Source organism: Streptosporangium sp. OZ121 (genome assembly GCF_051918885.1).
Taxonomy (GTDB): Bacteria; Actinomycetota; Actinomycetes; order Streptosporangiales; family Streptosporangiaceae; genus Streptosporangium.
In genome coordinates, this window is record NZ_JBPXMC010000045.1 from 26,516 (window position 1) to 49,679 (window position 23,164).

Annotated in this window: 16 protein-coding genes; 4 read left to right on the forward strand and 12 right to left on the reverse strand. The window is 73.9% G+C overall.

Annotation, left to right across the window (positions count from 1 at the left end; translation table 11 throughout):
- Nucleotides 1-6: 6 nt before the first annotated feature.
- The 7 genes from ACTOQ1_RS40555 to ACTOQ1_RS40585 form a co-directional block, all read right to left on the reverse strand.
- Nucleotides 7-948 (reverse strand): UbiA prenyltransferase family protein, encoded by a 942-nt coding sequence (locus tag ACTOQ1_RS40555; protein ID WP_440073652.1) that lies wholly within the window; start codon nt 946-948, stop codon nt 7-9.
- Complete coding sequence (locus tag ACTOQ1_RS40560; protein ID WP_440073654.1) at nt 945-2,309, reverse strand: cytochrome P450; 1,365 nt, start codon at nt 2,307-2,309, stop codon at nt 945-947. The genes ACTOQ1_RS40555 and ACTOQ1_RS40560 overlap by 4 nt, the downstream gene beginning before the upstream one ends.
- Before the next feature lie 151 nt (nt 2,310-2,460).
- A complete protein-coding gene (locus tag ACTOQ1_RS40565) occupies nt 2,461-4,071 on the reverse strand; it encodes a prenyltransferase/squalene oxidase repeat-containing protein (RefSeq protein WP_440073656.1) in 1,611 nt (536 codons plus the stop codon).
- Nucleotides 4,068-5,252: a flavodoxin-dependent (E)-4-hydroxy-3-methylbut-2-enyl-diphosphate synthase gene (gene ispG, locus ACTOQ1_RS40570; RefSeq protein WP_440073676.1), complete on the reverse strand. Its 1,185-nt coding sequence runs from the start codon at nt 5,250-5,252 to the stop codon at nt 4,068-4,070. The genes ACTOQ1_RS40565 and ispG overlap by 4 nt, the downstream gene beginning before the upstream one ends.
- A 20-nt stretch (nt 5,253-5,272) precedes the next feature.
- Nucleotides 5,273-7,486 carry a 1-deoxy-D-xylulose-5-phosphate synthase gene (locus ACTOQ1_RS40575; RefSeq protein ID WP_440073657.1) on the reverse strand — a complete coding sequence of 738 codons (2,214 nt, stop codon included), beginning with the start codon at nt 7,484-7,486 and terminating at the stop codon, nt 5,273-5,275.
- Nucleotides 7,483-8,484, reverse strand: coding sequence for a 4-hydroxy-3-methylbut-2-enyl diphosphate reductase (locus tag ACTOQ1_RS40580; protein WP_440073659.1), 1,002 nt, complete (start codon nt 8,482-8,484; stop codon nt 7,483-7,485). Before ACTOQ1_RS40580 ends, ACTOQ1_RS40575 begins: the two co-directional genes overlap by 4 nt.
- Before the next feature lie 51 nt (nt 8,485-8,535).
- Nucleotides 8,536-9,579 (reverse strand): polyprenyl synthetase family protein, encoded by a 1,044-nt coding sequence (locus ACTOQ1_RS40585; protein WP_440073660.1) that lies wholly within the window; start codon nt 9,577-9,579, stop codon nt 8,536-8,538.
- A gap of 338 nt (nt 9,580-9,917) precedes the next feature.
- Between ACTOQ1_RS40585 and ACTOQ1_RS40590 the strand changes: the two genes are divergently transcribed.
- Both ACTOQ1_RS40590 and ACTOQ1_RS40595 read left to right on the forward strand, forming a co-directional pair.
- On the forward strand, nt 9,918-11,252 hold the full coding sequence (locus tag ACTOQ1_RS40590; RefSeq protein WP_440073662.1) for a hypothetical protein: 1,335 nt from the start codon (nt 9,918-9,920) through the stop codon (nt 11,250-11,252).
- A gap of 242 nt (nt 11,253-11,494) precedes the next feature.
- A complete protein-coding gene (locus ACTOQ1_RS40595) occupies nt 11,495-12,967 on the forward strand; it encodes a hypothetical protein (RefSeq protein WP_440073663.1) in 1,473 nt (490 codons plus the stop codon).
- 116 nt (nt 12,968-13,083) lie between these two features.
- Here the strand turns inward: ACTOQ1_RS40595 and ACTOQ1_RS40600 are convergent, their stop codons facing one another.
- Nucleotides 13,084-14,028, reverse strand: a complete 945-nt coding sequence (locus tag ACTOQ1_RS40600; protein ID WP_440073665.1) for an ornithine cyclodeaminase family protein — start codon at nt 14,026-14,028, stop codon at nt 13,084-13,086.
- A gap of 550 nt (nt 14,029-14,578) precedes the next feature.
- Between ACTOQ1_RS40600 and ACTOQ1_RS40605 the strand changes: the two genes are divergently transcribed.
- Nucleotides 14,579-15,292, forward strand: a complete 714-nt coding sequence (locus ACTOQ1_RS40605; protein WP_440073667.1) for a response regulator transcription factor — start codon at nt 14,579-14,581, stop codon at nt 15,290-15,292.
- Between the two features lie 73 nt (nt 15,293-15,365).
- Here the strand turns inward: ACTOQ1_RS40605 and pabB are convergent, their stop codons facing one another.
- Genes pabB through ACTOQ1_RS40625 form a run of 4 tightly spaced genes read right to left on the reverse strand, consistent with a single transcriptional unit; the run spans nt 15,366 to nt 20,342 of the window.
- On the reverse strand, nt 15,366-17,441 hold the full coding sequence (gene pabB / locus ACTOQ1_RS40610; protein WP_440073668.1) for an aminodeoxychorismate synthase component I: 2,076 nt from the start codon (nt 17,439-17,441) through the stop codon (nt 15,366-15,368).
- Between the two features lie 6 nt (nt 17,442-17,447).
- On the reverse strand, nt 17,448-19,100 hold the full coding sequence (locus ACTOQ1_RS40615; protein ID WP_440073670.1) for an AMP-binding protein: 1,653 nt from the start codon (nt 19,098-19,100) through the stop codon (nt 17,448-17,450).
- Nucleotides 19,090-19,695 (reverse strand): hypothetical protein, encoded by a 606-nt coding sequence (locus ACTOQ1_RS40620; RefSeq protein ID WP_440073672.1) that lies wholly within the window; start codon nt 19,693-19,695, stop codon nt 19,090-19,092. Before ACTOQ1_RS40620 ends, ACTOQ1_RS40615 begins: the two co-directional genes overlap by 11 nt.
- On the reverse strand, nt 19,674-20,342 hold the full coding sequence (locus tag ACTOQ1_RS40625) for a Phenylacetic acid catabolic protein (protein WP_440073673.1): 669 nt from the start codon (nt 20,340-20,342) through the stop codon (nt 19,674-19,676). Before ACTOQ1_RS40625 ends, ACTOQ1_RS40620 begins: the two co-directional genes overlap by 22 nt.
- Before the next feature lie 354 nt (nt 20,343-20,696).
- Between ACTOQ1_RS40625 and ACTOQ1_RS40630 the strand changes: the two genes are divergently transcribed.
- On the forward strand, nt 20,697-23,164 hold a 2,468-nt coding region (locus ACTOQ1_RS40630), incomplete at its 3' end, for a condensation domain-containing protein (protein ID WP_440073675.1).

Consider the following 23,164-nt stretch of genomic DNA (forward strand, 5'->3'; position numbering starts at 1 on the left):
AGGTGCTCACCGGGCGACGACGAGGATGACGGGGATCACCACCAGCAGCAGGTCGGCCGCGAGGACCAGCGACAGGCTGCGCCTTCGCATCGACGTCTCGTCGGGGAGGTTCTCGTCGGAGATGCCGCGCAGCAGGCCCAGCTTGTCGACGAGGAAGGCGCCGCAGGCGGCGACGCCCAGCAGCGCCCAGGCGGGTCCGTAGAGCCACAGCAGCCCCCAGCCGATCAGTGCCAGCGCCGTCACCGTACCCGCGCAGGCCACCAGCAGCGCGACGCGGGCGCCGTGCCGCACGGCCGGCGGGCGGTCGCCCGCGAGGGCGTCCCCGGTCCGGTCGGGGATCGACCACCACAGCGAGCGCCCGAAGAGCAGCACCGCCAGACCGGCGAACACCAGCCAGACCGGCACCGGGATGTCCGGGCGGATCGCCGAGTACGTCGACACGCAGGGCAGCAGGGCGAAGGTCAGGCCGAAGTAGGCCGGGTTGGCGTAGCCCCTGCTCTTCAACCGGACGGGTTCGAGGTTGTAGAGCAGGTGCAGGACGATCGCCAGCGCCACGCCGATCACCACGGCGGGGCGGGCGAGCCACACCGAGACCGCGGCCGCCAGTCCCAGCGCGAGGGCCATCTCCGCGGCGGCCCACCGGAAGGCGGCGCGCGGGCCGAGCAGTCGCGTCGCGTCGGCGATGTCGCCCTTGCCCTGTGTGCTGGTGTCCGCGCGGACGTCCAGCGCCGCGTTCAGCGGGTTCTGCGAGATGATGCCGAGCAGGTTGGCCAGCAGCGTGACCAGCACGGGAACGGCGAGCAACTGCCCGGGGGAGGTCATCGCGAAGCAGGCGCCCCACAGCACGTGGCAGGCGTACACGGCGGGGAAGGGATATTCGAGCCGGTGGATGCGGAGCGCCGCCCGCCCCCGGGTCATCGGCCGGACCGGCGTGGTCGTCCCGGTCATGCCCGCACCTCGCTCTCACCGGCCGGTGGCGCGGGGCGCGGCCGTCCCGCCCGCATGGGGCAGCCGCCGACCGCCATCCTGAGCGGTCCCGGTCCCATGGCTGGCCCGCGCAGGTGCGGCACGGCGGCTTCGGGATTGAGACAGCGCAGGTCGTGCCGGCGCAGCACCGCCGCGACGACCATCCGCATCTCCAGCATGGCCAGGTTCGCGCCGAGGCAGCGGCGGGTCCCGCCGCCGAAGGGAAGGTACTCCTGGGCGTGCCGGGGGGCGCCCAGGAACCGCCCGGGGTCGAAGCGCCCCGGATCCGGGTAGATCTCGGGGCTGCGGTGGGCGAGGGCGATGCACGGCGTGAGGCGGGTGCCCGCGGGCTCGGGCCGGTCGAGCAGCCGCCAGTCCGAGGTGAGCATCCGGTTGCCGGCGACCGTGGCGGGAGGGGAGATCCGCAGCGCCTCCTGGCAGACCGCGTTCAGCAGGGGCACGGCCTCGGTGGTGGAGCCGTCGTCGGTCGTCGCCTCCAGCTCCGCCAGCACGTCGTGGCGGACGCGCTCGTCGCGGTGCAGCCAGAACAGGGTCCAGGCGATCGCGGACGCGGTCGTCTCGTGGCCCGCGAACAGCAGGGAGATCAGCTGGTCGGAGAGTTCCTCGTCGCCCATCGGGCCGAGGGGTTCCTCCCCCGAGGTCAGCAGGCCGGCGATCGCCGGCGGTTCGCCGGTCCTTTCCGCGGCCTTTCCGCCGGGCTCGCGCCCCTGCCGGGATCCCCCGGACCGGGAGGCCCGCAGGAGGTCGCCGACGATCTCGGCCCTGTCCCGCTGGAAGGTCCGCCACGGCGAGGGCAGGGGGCCGAGGCCGCGCAGGTGCCGGTAGGCCAGGGTGCGGGCCCGTGATCCGAGCGTGTACTCCACCCACTTCGTGAACGGGCCGAGCGTCTCGTCCTCGGCGTGGCCGAGGACGATCCTGCCGATGATCCGGAGGGTCAGCGCGCGGGTCCACTCGGGCAGGGAGAACGTCGTGCCCGGGGCGAGCGAGCCGAGGGCGGCGTCGGTCGCCTCGGCGATGACGCCGCGGTAGGCGGCCAGCCGGTGCCCGCGCAGCGCCGTGCCGACCACCTTGCGGTACGCCGCGTGCCGCTGCCCGTTGGCGAACAGCATGGAGTGCCTCCCGACCAGCGGTCCCAGCGTGTCGCTGCCCTCCAGGACCATCCGCCGCTCGGAGCGGAAGATCTCCCCGACCGCCTCCGGGTTCCATACCAGCAGCTGCCGGTCCGGCGCCGGGCTGAGCTCGACCATGCCGGTGCGGTCCGCGGCGTGGGCGTCCAGGAACGACCGGGTGCGCAGGGCGAAACGGTACTTGTTCAGGCTCACGGTGCCACCTCCGAACCGGCCGGCGAGGCGCCGGGACCGCCGATCCCGGCGGGGCCCGTCGCCGTTCCCCGAAGGGCCGCCGCGGGACTCACCGCCGTTTTCCCGGAAGCCGTTTCCCGGGAAACGGCTTCCCGGGAAACGGGCACGGCGCTCATCGCCACTCCCCGGGAAAGCGGGTGCGGGCCAGGGCCCGCGCGGCCAGCGCCTCGGCCCGCACGACCGCGACGGGGGCGTAGAGGTCCTTGTCGTGCCACAGGGGCGGGTGCTCCCGGTGGTCGCCGTGCCCGGCCAGGAAGGCGTCGCCGCGCAGCACCGCGCGGCTCACCGCGTCATCGTGGCGCGAGGCCCTCAGCAGGGTCTGCATGGCGTACGCCGTCTCCTCGCACGTCCCGGACCACAGCCCCCACGACCCGTCGGGCCGCTGGGTGTCGAGCACCCATCCCACGGCCGCGCGCAGCGCCGGGGCGCACATGGCGTCGCCGTGCCGCGCGAGCGCCGAGACGCAGCACACGGTGGCGTAGAAGGGGGAGGCGTGCCACTTGTCGATCCAGCTGCCGTCGGGGCGTTGCTCCCCGCACAGCCAGTGGGAGATCTTGGTGATCGCCTGCCGGAGGCGGGCCTGTCCCGGTGAGGTGGCGCCGTCGCCCGCCTGGTCCCCGAAGGCCGTCAGGATGTGGGCGTTGGTGCTGGTGGAGGGGGTGCGCTCGCCCGCGAAGCAGCGGAAGTAGGTGTCGCTCTCGTAGGTCCACAGGCATTCGGCGGAGCGCGGGCGGTCGATGAGCCTCAGGGCGTGGAGCACCCCGGCGGTGTCGTCGGAGTCGGGGGGCAGGCCCGCGCCCGCGGGCGCCCCGAGGTCGCCGAGGACGGCCTCCAGGCTGTCGCCCAGCTCGGGCGGCGGCGTCAGGGAGGGGAAGGCCTCGGCCAGCGCCGCGAGCACCCAGGCCCGCTCGAAGACGTCGATCGGCGTCACGCCGGGGACGGGGCCGCCGTGCCTGGCCTGCACGGCGCGCAGGTAGAGGATCGCGGAACGCCGGTCCGAGGCCGGCTCGCCGTCGTCCTTCGGTCCCAGCCAGGCCGCGGTGGCGGCCGGCGAGCACCCCACGGCCCCGCCGACGACCCGCACCTGCGGGGCACGGGCGGCGGCCGGTCCCAGCGCCTCCAGCGAGTGCCAGACCTTCGCGGGCAGCGCCTCGCCCCGCTCGGCGACGTCGCGCAGCAGGTCGAGGGGCGCCGAGCTCCACCCGTCGGGCGTGCCCAGGCGGCCCGATCCCCGCCAGACGTCCAGCCCGGTGAGGGGATGTTCCGCCAGCGCGTCCAGATGCCGGTTGACCTCGCCGACCAGCCAGGGAATGAGGAACTCCGCGCCGATGGTGTCGGGCAGGGCGCTCTCCCCGGCCCCGGGGCCGAGCCGGGCGAACAGCGCGTCCAGGCCGCGCCGCGTGGCGGTCACGACGCCGCCGTCGAGCCGGGCGGGCGGCCCGCCGGGCGGATCCGCGCCCATCACGGTGAGGAGGGCCTCCACCGCGCTGAGGGTGGGGACGAGCACGTACGCGCCGGGCCCTCCCCAGGTTCCGTCCGGGTTCTGGCCCCGGACGAGGAACTCGATCCGCTGCAGGTGGCCCGCCAGCCACGGCGCCGAGGCCACCAGCCGGGCGGTCTCGTAGACCGACGCGGTGACCTGGCCCATCGGATCCATGGCCGTCTCGGCGAGCAGGGCGCGAGGGGCGGCGTCGACGGTGGGCATCGTGCCGGTGGTGCTCATCCGTTCCTCCCGGGGGTGGTGTGCTCAGGGCCGTCGCCCGTCTCGTCCTGTTCGGCCTCCTCGGCCAGGCGCGTCGCCTCCTCCAGGAGCGCCTCCACGATCTGCGACTCGGGGACGGTGGCGACGACGGCGCCGCGTACGAAGATCTGGCCCTTGCCGTTGCCGCTCGCCACGCCGAGGTCGGCCTCGCGGGCCTCTCCGGGGCCGTTGACCACGCAGCCCATGACGGCCACCCGCAGGGGAAGGGGGAAGCCGTCGAAGGCGGCGGCGACCCGTTCGGTGAGCCGGTACACGTCGACCTGGGCGCGGCCGCAGGACGGGCAGGAGACGATCTCCAGCCGCCGGGGCCGCAGGCCGAGGGACTGCAGGATCTGGATCCCCGCCTTGACCTCTTCCACCGGAGGGGCCGACAGGGAGACGCGGACGGTGTCCCCGATGCCCTCGGCGAGCAGGACGCCGAAGGCGACGGCGGACTTGACGGTGCCCTGGAGCGCGGGACCCGCCTCGGTGACGCCGAGGTGCAGCGGGTAGTCGCAGGAAGCGGCCAGCAGCCGGTACGCGGCGACCATCGTGAGCGGGTCGTGGTGCTTGACGGAGATCTTGATGTCGCCGAAACCGTGCTCCTCGAACAGCGAGCACTCCCACAGGGCGGACTCGACGAGCGCCTCGGGGGTGGCCCTGCCGTGTTTGGCCAGCAGCCGCCCGTCGAGCGACCCGGCGTTCACCCCGATCCTGATCGGGACGCCCGCGCCGGAGGCGGCGCGGGCGATCTCACGGACCTTGTCGTCGAACGCCCTGATGTTGCCGGGGTTGACCCGCACCGCGGCGCATCCCGCGTCGATGGCGCTGAAGACGTACTTGGGCTGGAAGTGGATGTCGGCGACCACCGGGATGGTGGACTGCCTGGCGATGGCCGGCAGCGCGTCGGCGTCGTCCTGGGAGGGGACGGCGACGCGGACGATCTGGCAGCCCGCGGCGGTCAGCTCGGCGATCTGCTGGAGCGTCGCGCCGACGTCGGCGGTGACGGTCGTGGTCATCGACTGCACCGACACCGGGGCGTCCCCGCCCACCTCGACGTCGCCCACCCGCAGGCGGCGGGTGGCCCGGCGCGGCGCCAGGACGGCGGGCTCCGCAGAGGCGGGCGCCGGCGGAGCCTCGGCGGGGGCGCCGACGCCGGGCATGCCCACGAGTACGGGAGCGCTCACCGGCGGCCTCCGATCGGCTGTGACCTCCGCTGGGACTTCGGCTTCGACGTGGCCTGTGACGTGGGCTGTGGCACGGCCTGTGGCGTGGCCTGTGACCTCGGCGGTGACTTCGGCCGGGAGGCCGCGCCGCCACCGCCGGCCACCGCGCCCGGCCCGGCGGTGGCGGGGCGGGTGGGGGCGTGGACGGCGCGGAGCACCGAGGCGGTGATGGAGCCGTGGTCCAGGCCGGCGGCGGCCAGCAGGTGGGCGCGGTCGCCGTGCCCGATGAACTCCCTGGGCAGGCCGAGGGCGCGGACCGGCGTGTCCAGGTCGGCGTCGGCGCACGCGGTGGCGACCGCCGCGCCGACGCCACCGGTGCGCAGGCCGTCCTCGACGGTGACCACCAGGCCGTGCGAGGCGGCCAGCTCCACCAGCGCCGGATGGACCGGGTCCACCCACCGCGGATCCACGACCGTGGCGCCGACGCCGTGGTGGCGCAGCTGCGCGGCGGCCGCCACGCACGGGCCCGCCAGCGAGCCGACGGCCACGAGCAGCACGCGGTCGCCGTTCTCCGCCAGCACGTCGACCCCGCCCGCCCCGCCGAGCCGCCGCAGCGCCACGATGTCGGGACCGACGCTGGCCTTCGGATAGCGGATCGCGGTCGGCCCGCCGTCGAAGCCGACGGCCTCGTGGAGCGCCTCGCGCAACCGGGTCGCGTCGCGGGGCGCGGCGATCCGCAGCCCCGGGATCATCCCGAGCAGCACCAGGTCCCACATGCCGTGGTGGCTCGGCCCGTCGGGGCCGGTTATCCCCGCCCGGTCCAGGACCAGCGTGACGGGCAACCGGTGCAGGGCGACGTCCATCAGCGCCTGGTCGAAGGCCCGGTTGCAGAAGGTCGCGTACATCGCCACGACGGGGTGCATGCCGTTCATGGCGAGCCCGGCGGCGCAGGTGACCGCGTGCTGCTCGGCGATGCCGACGTCCACGAAGCGGTCGGGGAACCTGGCCGCGAACGCCGCCAGCCCGGTCGGGCCGGGCATCGCCGCCGTGATCGCGATCACGGCCGGTCGCTCGGCGCCTATCGCGGTGATCTCCTTGGCGAACACCGACGTCCACGAGGGCGGCGTCGCGGCGGTCGCGGCCGGCGGGCGGCCGGTGGCCGGGTCCAGCACCCCGATGCCGTGCATCCGGTCGGCCTCGTCGTCCTCCGCGGGACCGTACCCCTTCCCCTTGACCGTGACCGCGTGCACCACCACGGGACGGCCCAGGGCGCGGGCCCGCAGCAGTGCTCCCTCCAGGGCGTCGATGTCGTGGCCGTCGACGGGGCCGAGGTAGGAGAATCCCAGGGCCTCGAAGACGTTGGTCCCGGCCGGCCGCGTGGCGTCCCGGCCGTCCCCGGCGTCCCGGGTCTCCGCGGTGTTCCCGGTCTCCCGGGTCTCCCCGGGCTCCCCGGCCTCGCGGGGGGCCCGGCGGGGTTCCTCGCCGTCGCCGCGTGACTCCGGGTCCGGCAGGCCGGGGCGGGAGCGGCGCAGTGCGGCGAGGTGGGCGGCGAGCCCGCCGGCGGTCCTGGCGTAGGAGCGGCCGTTGTCGTTGATCACGACGATGACCGGCAGCCCCGGCGCGGCGCCCAGGTTGTTGACCGCCTCGAGCGCGAGCCCCCCGGTCAGCGCGCCGTCCCCGATCACCGCCACCACGTGCCGGTCGGCGCGGCCGCTGAGCCGGACGGCCTTCGCCAGCCCGTCGGCGTAGGACAGGGCGGTCGAGGCGTGCGAGTTCTCGACGACGTCGTGGACCGACTCGGCCCGGCTCGGGTACCCCGACAGGCCCCCAGGTTGGCGCAGCCCGTCGAAGTCGTCCCGGCGGCCGGTGAGGATCTTGTGAACGTAGGCCTGGTGGCCGGTGTCGAACACGATCGCGTCCTGGGGGGAGGCGAAGACCCGGTGCAGCGCGACGCTCAGCTCCACCGCCCCCAGGTTGGAGCCCAGGTGGCCGCCCGTCGCGCTGACCTTGTCCACCAGGAAACGGCGGATCTCACCGGCCAGCGCGGGCAGCCGGGCGGACGGCAGGCGCCGCAGGTCACCGGGATCCCCGATCCGTTCCAGCAGGCCGTCCACGGCCGCCGCGCCACCGGCCGTGCCACCGGGGGCGGCACCGGCCCGCGGGGGCCCGGGGGGGTCGGGGACGGTGACCGTGGCGGCGTGGAAGCCGGTTGCGGCGGTGTCAGCGCTCATGGCGTGCGCACTTCCTTCGGAGCGGCGAAACGGACGGTCTCGATGGTGTGGCGGTGCTCGGCGACCTGGACGGGCCCCAGCTCGCGCAGGAAGTCGACGACCTCCTCCACCAGGTGGTGCGGGGCCGAGGCGCCCGCGCTCACGCCGACGGCGCGGGCGTCGCGGAGCCATTCGGGCCTGATGTCGCCGACGTCGTCGATCAGGTGCGCCGCGACGCCCCGGCGCCGGGCGAGCTCGACCAGCCGCACCGAGTTCGAGGAGTTGGCGGAGCCGATGACGAGTACCAGGTCGGCGCCGGCGGCGACCTCGGAGACCGCCCGCTGCCTGTTGGTCGTGGCGTAGCAGATGTCGTCGCTGCCCGGTCCTGCCAGCGCGGGGAAGCGGGCGCGTAGCGCCTCGACCACCTCGTCGGTCTCGTCGACGGCCAGGGTGGTCTGGGTCAGGTAGGACACCCGGCCGGGGTCCTCGACCTCCAGCGCGGCGGCCTCGGCGGGGGTCTGGACCAGCACGGTCCGCTCCGGCGCCTCGCCCATGGTGCCCTCCACCTCCTCGTGCCCGGCGTGCCCGATCAGCACGACGGTGTCGCCGCGGGCGGCGAAGCGGCGCGCCTCGGCGTGCACCTTGGTGACCAGCGGGCAGGTCGCGTCGATCACCCGCAGCCCCCTGGCGGCGGCCTGCTCCCGTACGGCCGGTGAGACGCCGTGGGCGGAGAACACCACCGTCGCCCCCGGCGGGACCTCGTCGAGTTCCTCGACGAAGACCGCGCCGCGCCGCCGCAGGTCGTCGACCACGTGGACGTTGTGCACGATCTGCTTGCGCACGTAGACGGGGGCGCCGCGGTCGGCCAGCACACGTTCCACGGTCTCGATCGCCCGCTCGACACCCGCGCACAGCGACCGGGGGGAGGCCAGCAGCACCTTTCGCGCCTCCTCGCCGCCGGGCTCGCCCGCCCGTGAGGGCGGGCCCGCGGACAGGTCGCCTGTGGTCCGTGCCGTCATCGAATACCTCCAGCGTGGAGAACCCGGGTCCGAGCCCGGGAGGTGGGCGCGTCAGTGGTCCCGCCGAGTGATCATGTGGGCCAGGAGGCGAAGGTCCTCGGCCGGGCCGGGGGCGGGGGCGGCCTCGCGCAGGCGGTCCAGCGCGGCACCGAGGTTGGCCTCGGCCTCCCGCCGGGCCCAGGCGCGGGCGCCGGCGGCCTCGACCAGGTCGGCGGCGCGGGCCAGGTCGCGCTCGTCCAGTTCGCGGTCGCGGTGGTAGAGCGAGGCCAGCCGCTCGCCCGCGGCGGTGCCCGAGGTGAGGGCGGCGACCACCGGCAGGGACTTCTTGCGGTTGGCCAGGTCGGAGAAGACGGGCTTGCCGGTGACCTGGGGATCTCCCCAGATCCCCAGGAGGTCGTCCGCCAGCTGGAAGGCCAGGCCGAGGTGGCGCCCGAACTGCCCGAACAGCCGGGCGCGGGCGTGATCTGCGCCGCCGGCCAGCGCGCCGAGCTCGCAGGCGCAGCCCAGCAGCGCCCCGGTCTTGCCCATCGCCATCTGAACGCACTGGGAAAGGGTGACGTCGGTCCGCGTCTCGAACGCCAGGTCGGCGCTCTGCCCCGAGCACAGCCGCAGCAGCGAGCCGGTCATCACCCGCAGGCCGGGGCTGGTGGCGAGCAGGTCCAGGGAGAGGGCCAGCAGTACGTCCCCGACCAGGATGGTCTCGCCGGTCCCGAAGACGGTCCACGCGGCCGGCCGGTGCCTTCGGGTGAGGTCGCCGTCCATGATGTCGTCGTGAAGCAGCGAGAAGTCGTGGACCAGCTCCACCGCGACCGCCGCGGGGATCGACACCTCGGAGACCCGCGGGTTCTCGCCGCCGACCGCCCACGCCGACGCGAGCACCAGCGCGGGCCTGACCGACTTGCCGCCGCTGTCGCAGGGGCGGCCGTCGGCGTCCCACCAGCCCACGTGGTAGCCGGCGACGTGGCGGATCTCCTGCGGCAGCCGGTCCACCGCGGCACGGTGGGCCGGCTCGACCAGCTCCCGGGCGGCGGTCAGGACCCGGCCCGCCGATCGCGTGGTGCCGGCGAGGGAGCCGAGCACCGGTGCTGTCGTCACCGCACTTCACCTCTCTTCCGGTTCTCCTTGGTGCCGGGCGGCCGGGAAAGGGGCGTGCCGCCGTGCGCCGGGAAGAAAGCGGTCCGCTTCCCCCACTTCCAGTACGACCGCCGCCGCGATATCCCGGAACCCCCCGGCGCCGGGCGATCGGTTTCATTTGCGGAAGGTGTTTCATGACGACGTCCGTGACGCGATCGCCGCCTTCGTGATAACGGCGAGGATCGCTGATAGGTGAAATTTAAATTTGAAAAAGCGGGGAGGTGAGGAATATCGCCGACGAGTCCGGTGAGAGAAAACGGATGGGCACAGGACACCGACCCAACGTCCGATTACGGGCGTTGCTGACAGAGGCCCGGTGGACCGGGCAGCAGCTGGCCGACGAGGTCAACGGGCTCGGCGCCGAGGCGGGAGTGGCGCTGCGCTACGGGCGGGCGGCGGTCGCCCACTGGCTGGCGGGCATGCGCCCGCGCCCGCCCGTGCCGCATCTGGTGGCCGAGGCGCTGTCGCGCCGTCTCGGACGCCCGCTGGAGATCGCCGCGGTCGGCCTGGCGGACCCGGGCCGGGCCCCCCGCGACGCCCCGAGGACCGCGGGCGAGGACTGGCGGGACGAGGATCCCGTGACCCGGCTGGTGGAGCTGCACACCGGGGTGTGCCTGGGCAGGCGGCGGATGCTGGAGGACTGCGTCTACAGCCTGGCCGCGCTGTCGGTGCCCGGCTGGGCCGACGCCGCCGCGGCGGCGGCCACCGCGGGCTCGGGCCGCAGGCGGGCGCCGGAGGTGGGAACACCGCAGGTGGAGGCGGCGGAGGCGATGGCCCAGGTGTTCTCGCAGACGGACACGGCCTTCGGCGGAGGCCAGGCGCGGCGGGCGCTGTCGGGATACCTCGCCGTGGACGTCGTGCCGTGGCTGCGGGCCCGGATGAGCCCCGGGACGCGCCGTAGGATGCTGTCGATCGCCACCGAGCTGACGTACCTGTGCGGCTTCATGTGCTTCGACGAGCAGCTCCACGGGGTCGCCCAGAGCTACTACCGGGCGGCGCTGAGACTCGCCGCCGAGAACGGCGACGCGGCCGGGTACGCGGTCACCCTGCGGGCACTGTCGGTGCAGGCCCACACCCTGGGGCACCACGGCCAGGCTCTCGACCTGGCCGAGGCGGCCCTGACCAGCGCCCCCGCGGCGATCGAGCCGGGCACCCACGCCTTCCTGCGCGGACAGGCCGCCGTCGCGGCGGCGGCGGAGGGCGGCCGGCGCACCGCCCTCCGCCACCTCCGGGCGGCCGAGCACCACCTCGACCGCGCCGTCGCCACGACGGGCGCCCCCGCCGACACGGTGGGCGCCTACCACCAGGCGTCCCTCGCCCACCAGCACGCCGCGGTGCTGACCGCGCTGGACGACAGGCCCGCCGCCGCCGACGCCCTGGCCGCCTCCATCCGGCACCGGCCGGCCACCGAGCGCCGTGCCCGCGCGCTCACCTCCGCGACCCTGGCCGCGCTGCACCTCGACCAGGGGCACCTGGAACAGGCCGCGCTCACCTGGCACGCCTTCCTCGACGACTATCCCCACCTTCGCAGCGGGCGGACCCGCGCCGCCCTGTCCACGCTCAAGGCGCGGCTGCGCCCCTACCAGCGCAACGCCCTCGCCAGGGCGGTGCTGCAGCGGGCCGTGGCCATCTGAGGGAACCGTCTGACGGGCCGGGCCCGGCCCGCGATGACGAAGGGATATCCGCCGGATCGGCGGCCCTAATCACCCATAAAGTATTGTCATAAAAAATGCGCAGGTGGTGATCGCCTTGATATTTTCGCGCACCGGGTCGTGTATCCATTCGCGGGCAGGGAAACGAGATCTGGCGGGTCTCGAAAACCCGCTCCGAATCCGCCGCCGTGGGCTCGGTTTCCTTGACGATCGGGGACGAGAATATGAACAGGAGTAAGATCCGGGAGCGTTTCGCCTGCCAGGGCGTCGCCGGCGGGGAAGTGGTCGTCGCTCCCGTCTTCGACCACCCCGGCAGGGGATCCGTCGAGTGTCCCGCCGCGCCGGCCCTGGGGGCGGCGCTCACCCGCAGGGGGCTGCGCGTGCGCTACGCGCCGCTGACCGCCCGTCCGGAGACCCGCCCGGCCGTCCGGCGGGACGTCCTTCCGGGCATCCTTCCGGGCATCCTTCCGGGCATCCTTCCGGACATCCTTCCGGACATCCTTCCGGACACTGCCCCGGAGCCCCGTCCGGGCACCCGGCGGGACGGCCCGCGGTACGCGCCGGCGACCGGGCGGGCCGGCGACATCTCCCTCGGCGACGGCCACCTGTTCGCCGTCTCCTGTATCGACCGTCACGGCCGCGTCACCGGGCTCGCGGCCGCCGCCCACCCCGATGACCGTGCCGCGGTGGAGGCGGCTTGTCAGGAGGTACGGCGATGGGGTGACGTCATGCGCAGCCGCCGCGCGCTGCTGGCCGGCACCCGGCCGGTCTGCCCCGGAGCCCGAGGTGCCCTGGAGACCGCGCTGGAGACCGCCCGGGGCGGGGCCGGAGGCGGGCCCGTGTTCGCCTACGGTCCCGTCACCGACGTCCCCCACCACGCGGGGGAACTGGCCCGCGCGGGCGTCGGTACGGTCACCGGCCTCGGCACGCTCCCCGAGCACGCCGTCGTCGTCCTCCCCGCCCACGGTGTGCCGCGGGCCCTGCGGGCCGAGGCCGCGGCCAGGGGGCTGGCCGTCGTCGACGCCACCTGCCCCCTGGTGTCCGCCGCCCACGCCGAGGTGGCGCGGTTCACCGAGCGCGGTGACCTCACCGTCGTGATCGGCAGGCACGGCGACGCCGTCGTCCCGGGCATCCTCGGCCAGGCCCCGCAGACGACCGTTCTGGTGGAGACGGCGGCCGACGTGGCGCGGCTGCGGCCCGCCGACCCCATGGCGGTCTCCTACCTCATCCAGCCCGGCATCCCCGTCGAGCACGCCCGCCCCGTCGTCGCGGCCCTGCGCGCCCGCTTCCCCGGATTGCGCGGCCCCGACCCCGACGACTTCTGCTACCACGCCTCCGACCGGGCGACCGCCGTCGCCGCCGTCGCCGCCGCCGGGGATCTCCTGCTGGTCGCCGCGGGCCCCGGCTGTCCCGACGCCCGTCACGTCATCGGGCTCGCCGGTGACTCCGGCGTCCTTTCGCGGGTCGTCACCGGTGTCGCCGACCTCTGCCCGAGCCTGCTGCGGGAGGCCGGCACCGTCGCCCTCACCGGCGCGAGGTCCGCTCCCCCCGGGCTGGTGGACGAGATCCTCACGGTCCTGTCAGGCCTCGGTCCCCTGAACGTCGTCGACCGCCGGGTCACCAGCGAGGTCGTCACCAGCGAGGTCGTCACCGGCGAGGTCGTCACCGGCGGGGAGCGGGAGCGCGAGATGGCGTGACTCCGGCGTGGGCCGGGCCGGAGGGCGTGGGGCGGGCACGGGGGACCCCTGCCCGGGGCAGGGTGACGCGGGTGCGCGGCCGACCGGCGTCTCGGGCGCGCGAGAGGCCGGCGTCCTCAACGCCACAGGTCGATCACCTGTCCCAGCTCGCGCGCCGTGGCCTTCTGGGCGAGGTGGTGGCCGAGCGCGATGTCGGTGACGGCGAGCCCGCTGTTGTACGCGAAGATCCGCTCGCCGGCGTCGAGCCGTGCCCCGGCGGATCCGGCGAGCACCTCGGGCAGCTCGACGTCCACCGGGCGGAGCCTGCCGCGCGCGTCGGCGAGGTCGGTGCCGGTGACCGCCATCCGGGCGGCGCTGGTGGCGAGCACCCGGTCGGCCCGGTGCAGGGTCGAGGAGGCCAGCCCGTACCCGACCAGCACGCACAGCGCCCCGGGCCGCAGCCAGCGGGCCTCGATCGCCGCGGGGGTCTTGGGCCCGGCGGCGGCGAGCACCACGTCGGCCTCGCCGGCCGCGGCCCGCAGGTCCTCGACGATCTCCACCTCCTCGCCGGGCACGGCCTCCCGCACCGCGCGCAGCCCGTCGGGGTGGGTGCCGTAGACCATGAGCCGTTCCAGGCCGGGCATGGTGGCCATCAGGTAGGGCAGGGCCTGCCGCCCCTGGACGCCCGTACCGATCACCAGGGCGCTGCGGCTGCCGGGGGCGGCGCACTCGCGGGCGATGAGCGCGGACACCGCCGGGGCCCGCATGGTCCCGATCCTGGCGCAGTCCATCAGCGCGACGGGGAGCCCGCTCTCGTCGTCGTACAGCGACAGGGTCGTGTACTGGTGCTCGCGCCGCGGATAGAACCGGTAGGAGGTCTTGAAGGCGACGACCTCGCGAGTGCCGTCGCGCCCCACCAGGGTGTGGCCCACCGAGTGCCCGTCGGGTGGCTTGACCGTCAGCCTGCTCGGATTGACCGACAGCCCGGAGGCCAGGGCCCGGTAAGACTCCTCCACGACCGAGACCACCTCGGAGGGGACGAGCTCGACTCTGGCCAGGTCGCTCCGGGTCAGGATCCTCACGTGGTTCGCCGCCTTCGCGTCACGGTGATCATCAGGGCTGTGCGGTTCCGGAGTCCGGTTCCGACGGTAGACCAGGAAATCTGATTAGGCAAGGGTACCCTAAGTTGGAAATATAACGCGCCGAGATGGCCCCGTGATCTGCGAAGACGCATATAAACGGACATTTCCGACGTTGAAGATACGGGAAAAGCAGGGTAGGCAGGTAATAGGGGATCCGGGTGATCCGGGCGGTCCGAGTAATTTGCGGGCGGAAGGAAAGCGACAAACGGCCCGGCGCAAGGAGCCGGCGGGGAGCCGGTACGAAGACGGCCTCCGGGGAGCGGCACCGAAGGCGCGGGCACGCTGACCGCGGGCGACCGCCAGTCATCTGACCCGCCGCGCCCGGGAAGGGATCCACTCGGCGGCCGGCCGGAAATTCCTCTGGTCAGGATGGCTGTGGATCTTTATAGCGAACTTTCTTGAAATACAGGTGGATGCCGCGTTTTTCAGGGTATTGGAGCCCTCTTGAAGTAGTGGAACTGCGGTTGTCCGACGCGACGGCGGGATGAACATGAGCTCACAACGACTCGATCCTTTAGGCCGGGCCGTTCTGGTCGCCATGGGCAGTGAGGTGCTCCGCTGCGGGCTGTGCACCATGCTCGCGACCGTCGACACGGTGGAGAGAACGTACGAGGCGGGCGACCTCGACCGCGCTCTCGAGCTGCTGCAGTCACAGAGGCCGGACGTCCTGCTGCTCGCCCCGTCCGGCAAGGCGCACGCGACCGAGAAGCTGGCCACGGTCGCGGCCGAGCACGACGCGCACGTCCTGCTGGTCCTGCGCGGCGTGTGCGACGCCTCGCTCGCGGAGGCCGCGGCCCTGCCGGTCGACGGCCTGCTGCTGGAGACGGACCTGACCCACACCTCGCTCAGGAGTGCCCTGGCGGACCTCGGCAGCGGCCTCATGCCGATGCCCGGCCCGCTGGCCCGGCGGCTCCTGTCCCGCATCCGCGACGAGGAGGACCTCGAGGGGACGCCCGGCCCCGACGACGACTCCTGCCCGGAGAGCGACCCCGTCGACTCGCCGCTGAGCTCGCGCGAGCAGCAGGCCCTCGCCCTGATGGCGGAGGGGCTCAGCAACAAGCAGATCGCCCGCCGCCTCGGCATCTCAGAACACGGGGCCAAGCGGCACGTCGCCAACATCCTCGCCAAGCTCAACTGCTCCAACCGGACGCTCGCCACCGCGGTGGCGCTCAACCGGGGGCTGCTCCCCGAACCCGGCCGTTAGACGCCGTCGGACCGGGTCGGGCCCGGCCGCCGGCCCGGCCCGGCCCGGCCCGGCGGCCGGGTTAGACGCCGTCTCAGGCGAGACGCCGGGGGGCGGGCGCGCCGGACAGCCCGCCGAGGCCCCGCAGCGGGGCGCGGGCCTTGAGCAGCATCTCCTCGTACTCCTCGACCGGGTCGGAGTCGAGGACGATCGCCCCGCCCGCGCCGACCGTCAGCCCGCCGGGCCTGGCGACCGCGGTCCGGATCACGATGTTGAGGTCCGCGGTGCCGCTGAGACCGAAGAATCCGATCGTGCCTGAGTAGACGCCGCGCGCGCGGCCCTCGAGCCTGTCGATGATCTCCATCGTGCGCAGTTTGGGCGCGCCGGTCATCGACCCGCCGGGAAAGCAGCTGCGCGCGGCCCGAACGGCGCTCATACCGTCCTGCAGGTGCCCGCGGACGGTGGAGACGAGCTGGTGGACGGTGGCGTAGGACTCCACGGCCATGAAGCGCGGCACGTCGATCGTGCCGACGTCGCAGATCCGGCCGAGGTCGTTGCGGAGCAGATCGACGATCATGAGGTTCTCCGCGCGGGTCTTGCCGGACGACGCGAGCTCCCTCCTCAGCTCGTCGTCGTGGCGCGGCTCGGGATCGCGCGGCGCGGTGCCCTTGATCGGCTTCGACTCCGCGACCCCGTCCCTGCCGACCTTGAGGAAACGCTCGGGGGAGGAGCACAGGACGTGATCCTCCTCCAGCCGCAGATAGGCCGCGTACGGCGCCGGGTTCAGCCGCCGCTGGCGCAGGTAGAGGTCCTCTGCCGACCCGTGGAAGGGGATCTCGACGGTGTTGGTGAGGCAGATCTCGTAACTCTCCCCGGCGCGCAGCAGCCGCAGGCACTCCTCGATGTCGGCCAGGTAGCGCTCGCGGGGCCGTACCAGCCAGGGCTCGGGATCGAACTCCTCCCCCTCCACCTCCGCCACCGGGACGTCACGCCCGAAGACCATCCCCCGGCACGCCGCGGCCGTCTCCTCGACCCAGCGCCTGGCCTGCTTGCGGCTGCCGGAGCCGCCGTCGGTGAGCGCCACCGCCCACGTCTGGCCCGTCTCGTGGTCGATCGCGACGAACCGCGTCGCCGACATCCAGACCGCGTCGGGCATCGACGACAGGTGTTCGGCCCGCGCCCCGCAGTCGCGCTTGAGCTCGTAGCCGAAGTAGCCGACGTAGCCGCCGTCCAGGTCGAAAGGGAGCGCGGGGTCCGGTTCCATCGCGCGGGCGGCCACCCGCTCGTCGAGCAGGTCGAAGATCGGGACATGGATCGCCATGCCCGCACCCGAGGCGTCCTGGATCCGCACGCTGCCCGCGCCGGGCCGGCAGGAGAGCACCTCGCCGTGCGGGCCGCCCGCGTCGCCGAGGAAGGAGAAACGCGCCCCGCCGGGCTCGGCGCGGCTGCTGTCCAGCCAGTAGGCGTACCGCTGGGAACGGAAGAGGCCGGTGAACACCGCCTCGGCGTCGGCGGCGCCGTCGATCCGCTCCGTCTCCAGCGACCACGTGGGGACGTGCGCGACGGGCGGCGCCGTACCGGGCACGGGCCCCGCAGCCAGGGCGAGGTCGCGGAAGTTGCGCAGCAGCGCGGGGCCGTGCTCGGTGGAGATCGACTCGGGATGGAACTGCACACCCCACCACGGCATCGTGCGGTGCCGCAGGCCCATCACGACCGAGTCGCCCGTCCACGCCGTGATCTCCAGCTCGTCGGGTGGCGGGGTGGCCACGCAGAGCGAGTGGTAGCGGACCGCCTGGAAGTCCTGCGGCAGGCCACGGAAGAGGTCCCGCCCGCAGTGCCGGATCCGCTCGACGTGCCCGTGGATCGGCGCGGGCGCCGGCACCACGTCGGCGCCGGACAGCCAGCCCAGCGCCTGGTGTCCCAGGCACACGCCCAGTACGGGCAGGCCGGAGGCGCGGATGAGGTCGAGGGAGACGCCGACGTCCCGCTCCACCTGGGGCCGGCCGGGACCGGGGGAGATGATCAGCGCGTCGAACCGGTGCAGGGGCAGGTCGTGCCAGGCCTCGTCGTCATTGCTCATCACGACCGGTTCCACGCCGTAGGTCTCCGCGACCAGCTGGAACAGGTTGTAGGTGTAGGAGTCGTAGTTGTCGACGAGCAGCGTGCGCACCAGCGATCACCAGTCCCCGTCGCGGACGGCGAAGCGGCGCAGCTTGCCGGTGTGCGTCCGCGGCAGGGCCTGGCACAGCTTCACGCTACGCGGGACCTTGAACGGTGCCAGCCGCCCGCGGGCCAGCTCGATCAGCTCCTTCTCGATCCGCGCCGGATCCTGGCCCGGGGTGGCGGGCACCACGAACGCCCGCAGCTTGCGCGCTCCGCGCTCGTCGGCGATGACGGCGACGGCCACCTCGGCCACGGCCGGGTGCTCCGAGAGGACCTTCTCGACCTCGACCGGCGACATCGTGATGCCGCCGACCATCTCCAGGTCGTCACAGCGGCCGCGGTGGACGTAGGCGCCGCCGGGCAGGCGCTCGACGCGGTCGCCGGTGCGCAGCCACCCGTCCACCAGGGCGTGCGCCGTCTGGTCGGGCTGGTTGAGGTACTCCAGGAGCAGCGACTCGCCCCGTACCCAGAGCTCTCCCTCGGTGGCCGGTTCCCCCCGCTCGTCGCGCACCCGCAGCTCGTAGCCGGGCAGGGCACGGCCGATCGTGCCCGGCTCGTCACGGGCCAGGGTGCTGGAGCAGAAGGCGTGCCCGGCCTCGGTCGAGCCCAGCTGGTCGAGGACGGGGGCACCGAGCAGTTCCCGGGTGCGGGCGCCCAGCGTCTCGTTGAGCGTCTCGCCCGCCGACACGGCGACCCGTACGGAGGAGAAGGCGGCCGGCTCGCACTCGGCGACGAGGTTGGCGTAGGCGGAGGGCACCGCGTACAGCGCGGTGACGCCGTGGCGGGCGACCGCCTCGGCGACCAGCGCCGGGGTCGGCCGGTCCGCGAGCAGGACGGCGGACGAGCCGGAGAACAGCGGGAACACCAGCGCGTTGCCCAGGCCGTAGGCGAAGAACATCTTCGAGACCGACAGGGTCACGTCGTCCCCGCGGATGCCGACCACGCCCTCGCCGGCCGCGCGATGGTAGAGCGCGAGGTCGCCGTGGCGGTGCAGCGCGCCCTTGGGCCGCCCGGTCGTGCCCGAGGTGTACTGCGCGTAGAGGGGCGCCGAGGAGCCGACCTGGGCGACGGGCCCCGGCGGGACCCGGCCGGCCAGGCAGAGCAACTGCTCGCCGGTCAGGTGCGGCACGCCGTCGAAGCGGGGTGCGATCTCCCTGGTGGCGACCACGAGCCTGGCGTCGCAGTCGGCGAGGACGAAGGCGTGGTCGGCCTCCGTCAGCTCGGGGTTGACGGGCACCGCCGTGACGCCGAGCCGGGCGGCGCCGAGGAAGGCCGCGACCCACGCGACGCAGTCCTCGAGCGCGATCATGATGCGCTCGCCCGGCCGCACGCCCAGGTCGACCAGGACCGTCGTGACCCGCGCCGCCAGGTCGTGCACCTCCCCGTGGGTCCAGACGCGGTCGCCCTCGTAGAAGGCGGGCGCCGTGCTCCAGCCGCGGTCTCCGGCGAGGCGGGCGAGCTCGCCGGCGACGTTCCCCGTCCCGGGGGTCCCCGGGTTCTGCGTGCCGGGCGAGGGGGCGGGGACCTGGCCCACACCGGTGATCGGGAGCGCTCCGGCGCCGCCGGTCCTGGGAATCCGTGCTCTCTGAGCCGGGACGCCGGGCGCCACCGGCGCGGAAGGCGCCGTGGTGGTTCCTTGGCGCGTGCCGAAAGAGTCATCGGGCATGCGGTTCACCTCCGTCGGCCGCGTAGGGGGAGATCAGGAAGGCGCCGTTCACGGGGCCGATGGGCCACCAGCCGGAGGCCAGCAGCTCGGCGAGCCCGGACAGCGGATCGTCTTTGCCGTCGTCTTCGTCTTCGTCGTGGCCTGGGCCGCCGCCGTTCGCGGCGGGGGCGCCGCCGGGGTCCGCGAGCGCGTCCGCGACGACCGTGCCGATCAGCCACAGCAGGGCGCCGGACACGGCGCGCGCGTCGGGGTCGGTCTGGTCGGCGGGGTCGAGGCGGGGCGTCGCGACGAGCATGGCCACATGCTCGGCCGTGTCCAGCTGCTGCTCGCGGCCGGCCGCCACGAGCCGCTCGCGGGCCGCGCCGCGCCGCCGGTCGAGCGCCTCCAGCCAGCCGGGGTCGACCCGGTCCATCGCCGCGGCCGCGACGGCCGGGTCGCGCACGACGGTGAGAGAGGAACCCGGGGCGCGCCGCCGAGCCGGGGCCCGGCCGGCGGCGCAGATGCCGCGCAGGAGACGCTCCACCCGGTCGCCGCCGGGCCCCAGCTCGGCGGCCAGCCCCTCGGGCGGTTCGGTCAGCTCGAAGTGCCGTACCATCGCACATCCACTTCCGGGTAGTCGAGACCGAGGTCGGACTCGAAGAGCTCCCGCGTGCGCCGGACGAACTCCGCGCGGCACTCGTCGTTGGTCATCCGCTTGATGGCCAGGCGGCGGAACACCTCGTTGTTCTTCGAGTCGCTGCGGCCGAAGAACGGCATCGTCATCGCGAGCAGCTCGTGCCCGGCCCGCCGCACCTCGTCGCGCTGGGCGGGGTCGGCCACCAGCCGGCGCGCGCTCGTCGCGCCGAACCCCACGTGGAAGCGCTCCTCGGGCATCAACGACCGGCAGAGCTTGCGCAGGGGCAGGTAGGAGCAGTCGCAGAGGTCCTCCATCAGCACGACCTCGGCGAGGTCGACGATCGCCTTGGTCATCACGTATTCGGTCCAGCTCCGCACCTCGTACTCGAATATCGAGAGAGGGCTCCTGGCGTTCGCGTCCTCAAGGCCGAGTTCGGCGGCGAGCTTGTTGAATTTTAAATGGTGGCCGTATTCCTCCATTGCCATTCTGCAGGCCAGCCACTTATCACGTGGAGTGGGCGCGAGCGCGATGGAGGGTTCGTCGAAGACGGCCGCCCCGACGGCCTCGTTGCGGACGTGGCTGTTGAGGATTTTGCCCACCGCCGTGACGTACTCGTCTCCGAGCACGCGGGCCTCCTCCGGCCCCGCTACCACACGGTCCGGCGAAACCTCCAGTGTGCTGGCCACTTGCGGTCTCCTCTCCCATGGACCCTGCCGACGCTAGGTCGGGCCACAGGGGGCGGCAAGTAGCCGATCGGGCACCTCGAAATAGGTGCCTGAATATTTTCCTGAACGTCCGGACGGGCAATTGGTGAGCGCCTTCGCTGTGTCTTCGCAGGAGCACGGCCACCCTGATGGGCAGTTAGGTAAGGCATGCTTAATCGCTATCCGGCTACATCGTCGAGCATTTCGCCGGCGGAAGGCGATTTTGTGAATTGCCGCATTTCATGGCCCGTGACAACGTGAATCGCTATGTGGGACATGTCGATTCGCGGCCGCATCCGCCGCCCCGAGCCGCTGGAGAGCACCGTGGCCGAGGTCACGGGGCAGGAGTGCCGCGCGTTCCAGACGCCCTTCGACGGCGGCCTGCTGCTGCTGGTCGAGACCTCCGGGGAGCTCCCGGAGAACGGGCCGGCCGAGCTCGTCCGGCGGATGCGCGCCGCCGTGATCCGGGAGCACGGGCTGGTGGCCGACGTCGTCGCGCTCGTGGCCCCCGGCGAGCTGCGGCGGCTCGGTGACGACCGGCTCGCGGTCCTCAACGGGTACCGCCGCGGCGAACTCGACGTGCGCCACAGCCACTCCCTGTCTCCGGGTCCGGCCTCCCCGTCGCCGGACCCGGCCTCGTCCTCACCTTCATCCTCGGCGGACGCCGCGGACGCCGTGGGCACCGTGGACATGTCCGGCGGGGTCGCGCGGCCCGCCGAGCCGCTGACGTACGAGGCGGTCCGGCAGGCCGCCGCGACCGTGCTCGGCCTGGACGCGTCCCGGCTGAACGGCGGGGACGACCTGATCCGCCACGGCCTCGACTCCATGCGGGTCATGCAGCTGGCCAACGAGTGGCGGCGCGGCGGTGTGGAGGTCAAGTTCGCCGACCTGTTCGAGGCTCCCACGCTCGACGACTGGTGGGAGCTGCTCTCCGCCGGCCAGGACACGGCCGGCGCGACGGCGGCCGGGCCTCGGGCGCCGGAGGTGGACGAGAGCGCGCCCTTCGCGCTCACCCCCGTCCAGCACGCCTACTGGATCGGCCGGCAGGACCGGCAGGTGCTCGGCGGCGTCGGCTGCCACTTCTACGCCGAGTTCGACGGCGCGGGCGTCGACGCGGAGGCCCTCGAAGGCGCCGTGCGCGCCCTGTTCGAGCGGCACGCGCTGCTGCGCGCCAGGTTCCTCGACGACGGCACCCAGCAGATCCTGGACCGCAGCCCCTGGCCTGGCCTCGTGGTGCACGACCTGCGCCTGGACGACGGCGGACGTCTCGACGAGCTGCGCGAGACCTTCTCGCACCGGCGCCTGGAGGTCGAGCGCGGTGAGGTGTTCGACATCCGGCTCTCGCTGTTGCCCGGGGGCGCCCACCGGCTGCACGTCAACTTCGACCTGCTCGTGGCCGACGTGCGCAGCATCCAGATCATCCTGGAGGACCTGGCCGTGCTCTACTCCGGGCGGGGCGAGTCGCTGCCGCCCCTGCGGTACGGCTTCCCCACCTACCTCGCCGAGCACGAGCTGCGCGGACGCGAGGCGCGCGAGAAGGACCGTGCCTACTGGAGGGAGCGGCTCGCCGACCTGCCCGAGGGGCCCCAGCTCCCGCTCGCGGTCGAGCCCGAGCGCGTCGAGCGGCCTCGCGTCGTCCGCCGCGGCCACTGGCTGCCGCCCGAGGGGCGCGACCTGCTCGCCGACCACGCCCGCACGCGCGGGGTGACCCTGCCCATGGTGCTGGCGGCGGCCTTCGCCGAGGTCATCGGTGCCTGGAGCGCCCAGCCGCGCTTCCTGCTCAACCTCCCGCTGTTCGACCGGCAGACGCTCCACCCCGACGTGCCCCTGATGGTCGCCGACTTCACGAACCTGATCCTCCTCGATGTCGACCTGACGCGGGAGGAGACCTTCCAGGACCGGGTCACGGCCCTGCAGAGCCGCTTCATCGCCGACGTCGCCCACTCGGCCTACTCGGGCGTCGAGGTCCTCCGTGACCTCAACCGGGGCCGCCGCGGCGGGCAGGTCACGGCCCCGGTGGTGCTCACCAGCGCCGCCGGGATGGGCGACCTCGTGGGCCAGGACGTCCAGCGGAGCCTCGGGAGGCTCGGCTGGATGCTCTCCCAGACGCCGCAGGTGTGGCTGGACCACCAGGTGGTCGAGGTGGACGGAGGGCTGCTGTTCAACTGGGACGCGGTCGACGAGCTCTTCCCCGCCGGGATGCTGGACGCGATGTCCGGTGCCTTCGCCGGCCTGCTCGACTGGCTCGCCGAGGGCGACTGGGACCGCCCGCTCCCCGCGCTCACCCCCTCCGGCCAGTCGCTGGTGCGGGCGGGGGTGAACGCGACGGCGGGTGCGGTGCCGGAGGGGTTGCTGCATTCGGGGTTCTTCGGGTGGGCGGCTCGGGAGCCGGGTCGTACGGCGGTGGTGTGGGACGGTGGTGAGCTTTCCTACGGGGAGCTGGCGGGGCGGGCGCTGGGGGTGGCCGGGTGGTTGCGCGGGCACGGCGTCACGCCGGGCGACGCGGTCGCCGTCTCCCTGCCCAAGGGCCCGGACCAGGCCGTGGCCGTGCTCGGCGTGCTGGCCGCCGGGGGCGTGTACGTCCCGGTGGGGGTGGACCAGCCGGAGACCCGCAAGGAGCGGATCTGCCGCCGGGCCGGGGTGCGGCTGGTGCTGACCGGCGACGACTCGTCCGCCGGTGTGGAGGCCGGTTCGGAGGGTGGTGTCGAGCGGGTTCGTGTGGGGGTGGCGGTGGGTGCGGTGCC

What these genes read in the sequence shown, in the direction of transcription:
- ispG (WP_440073676.1), bottom strand. Translation starts at nt 5,252, where the DNA reads ATGCCCGGCGTCGGCGCCCCCGCCGAGGCTCCGCCGGCGCCCGCCTCT.
- ACTOQ1_RS40605 (WP_440073667.1), top strand. Translation starts at nt 14,579, where the DNA reads ATGAGCTCACAACGACTCGATCCTTTAGGCCGGGCCGTTCTGGTCGCC.
- ACTOQ1_RS40565 (WP_440073656.1), bottom strand. Translation starts at nt 4,071, where the DNA reads ATGAGCACCACCGGCACGATGCCCACCGTCGACGCCGCCCCTCGCGCC.
- ACTOQ1_RS40620 (WP_440073672.1), bottom strand. Translation starts at nt 19,695, where the DNA reads ATGGTACGGCACTTCGAGCTGACCGAACCGCCCGAGGGGCTGGCCGCC.
- ACTOQ1_RS40555 (WP_440073652.1), bottom strand. Translation starts at nt 948, where the DNA reads ATGACCGGGACGACCACGCCGGTCCGGCCGATGACCCGGGGGCGGGCG.
- ACTOQ1_RS40575 (WP_440073657.1), bottom strand. Translation starts at nt 7,486, where the DNA reads ATGAGCGCTGACACCGCCGCAACCGGCTTCCACGCCGCCACGGTCACC.
- ACTOQ1_RS40595 (WP_440073663.1), top strand. Translation starts at nt 11,495, where the DNA reads ATGAACAGGAGTAAGATCCGGGAGCGTTTCGCCTGCCAGGGCGTCGCC.
- ACTOQ1_RS40615 (WP_440073670.1), bottom strand. Translation starts at nt 19,100, where the DNA reads ATGCCCGATGACTCTTTCGGCACGCGCCAAGGAACCACCACGGCGCCT.
- ACTOQ1_RS40580 (WP_440073659.1), bottom strand. Translation starts at nt 8,484, where the DNA reads ATGACGGCACGGACCACAGGCGACCTGTCCGCGGGCCCGCCCTCACGG.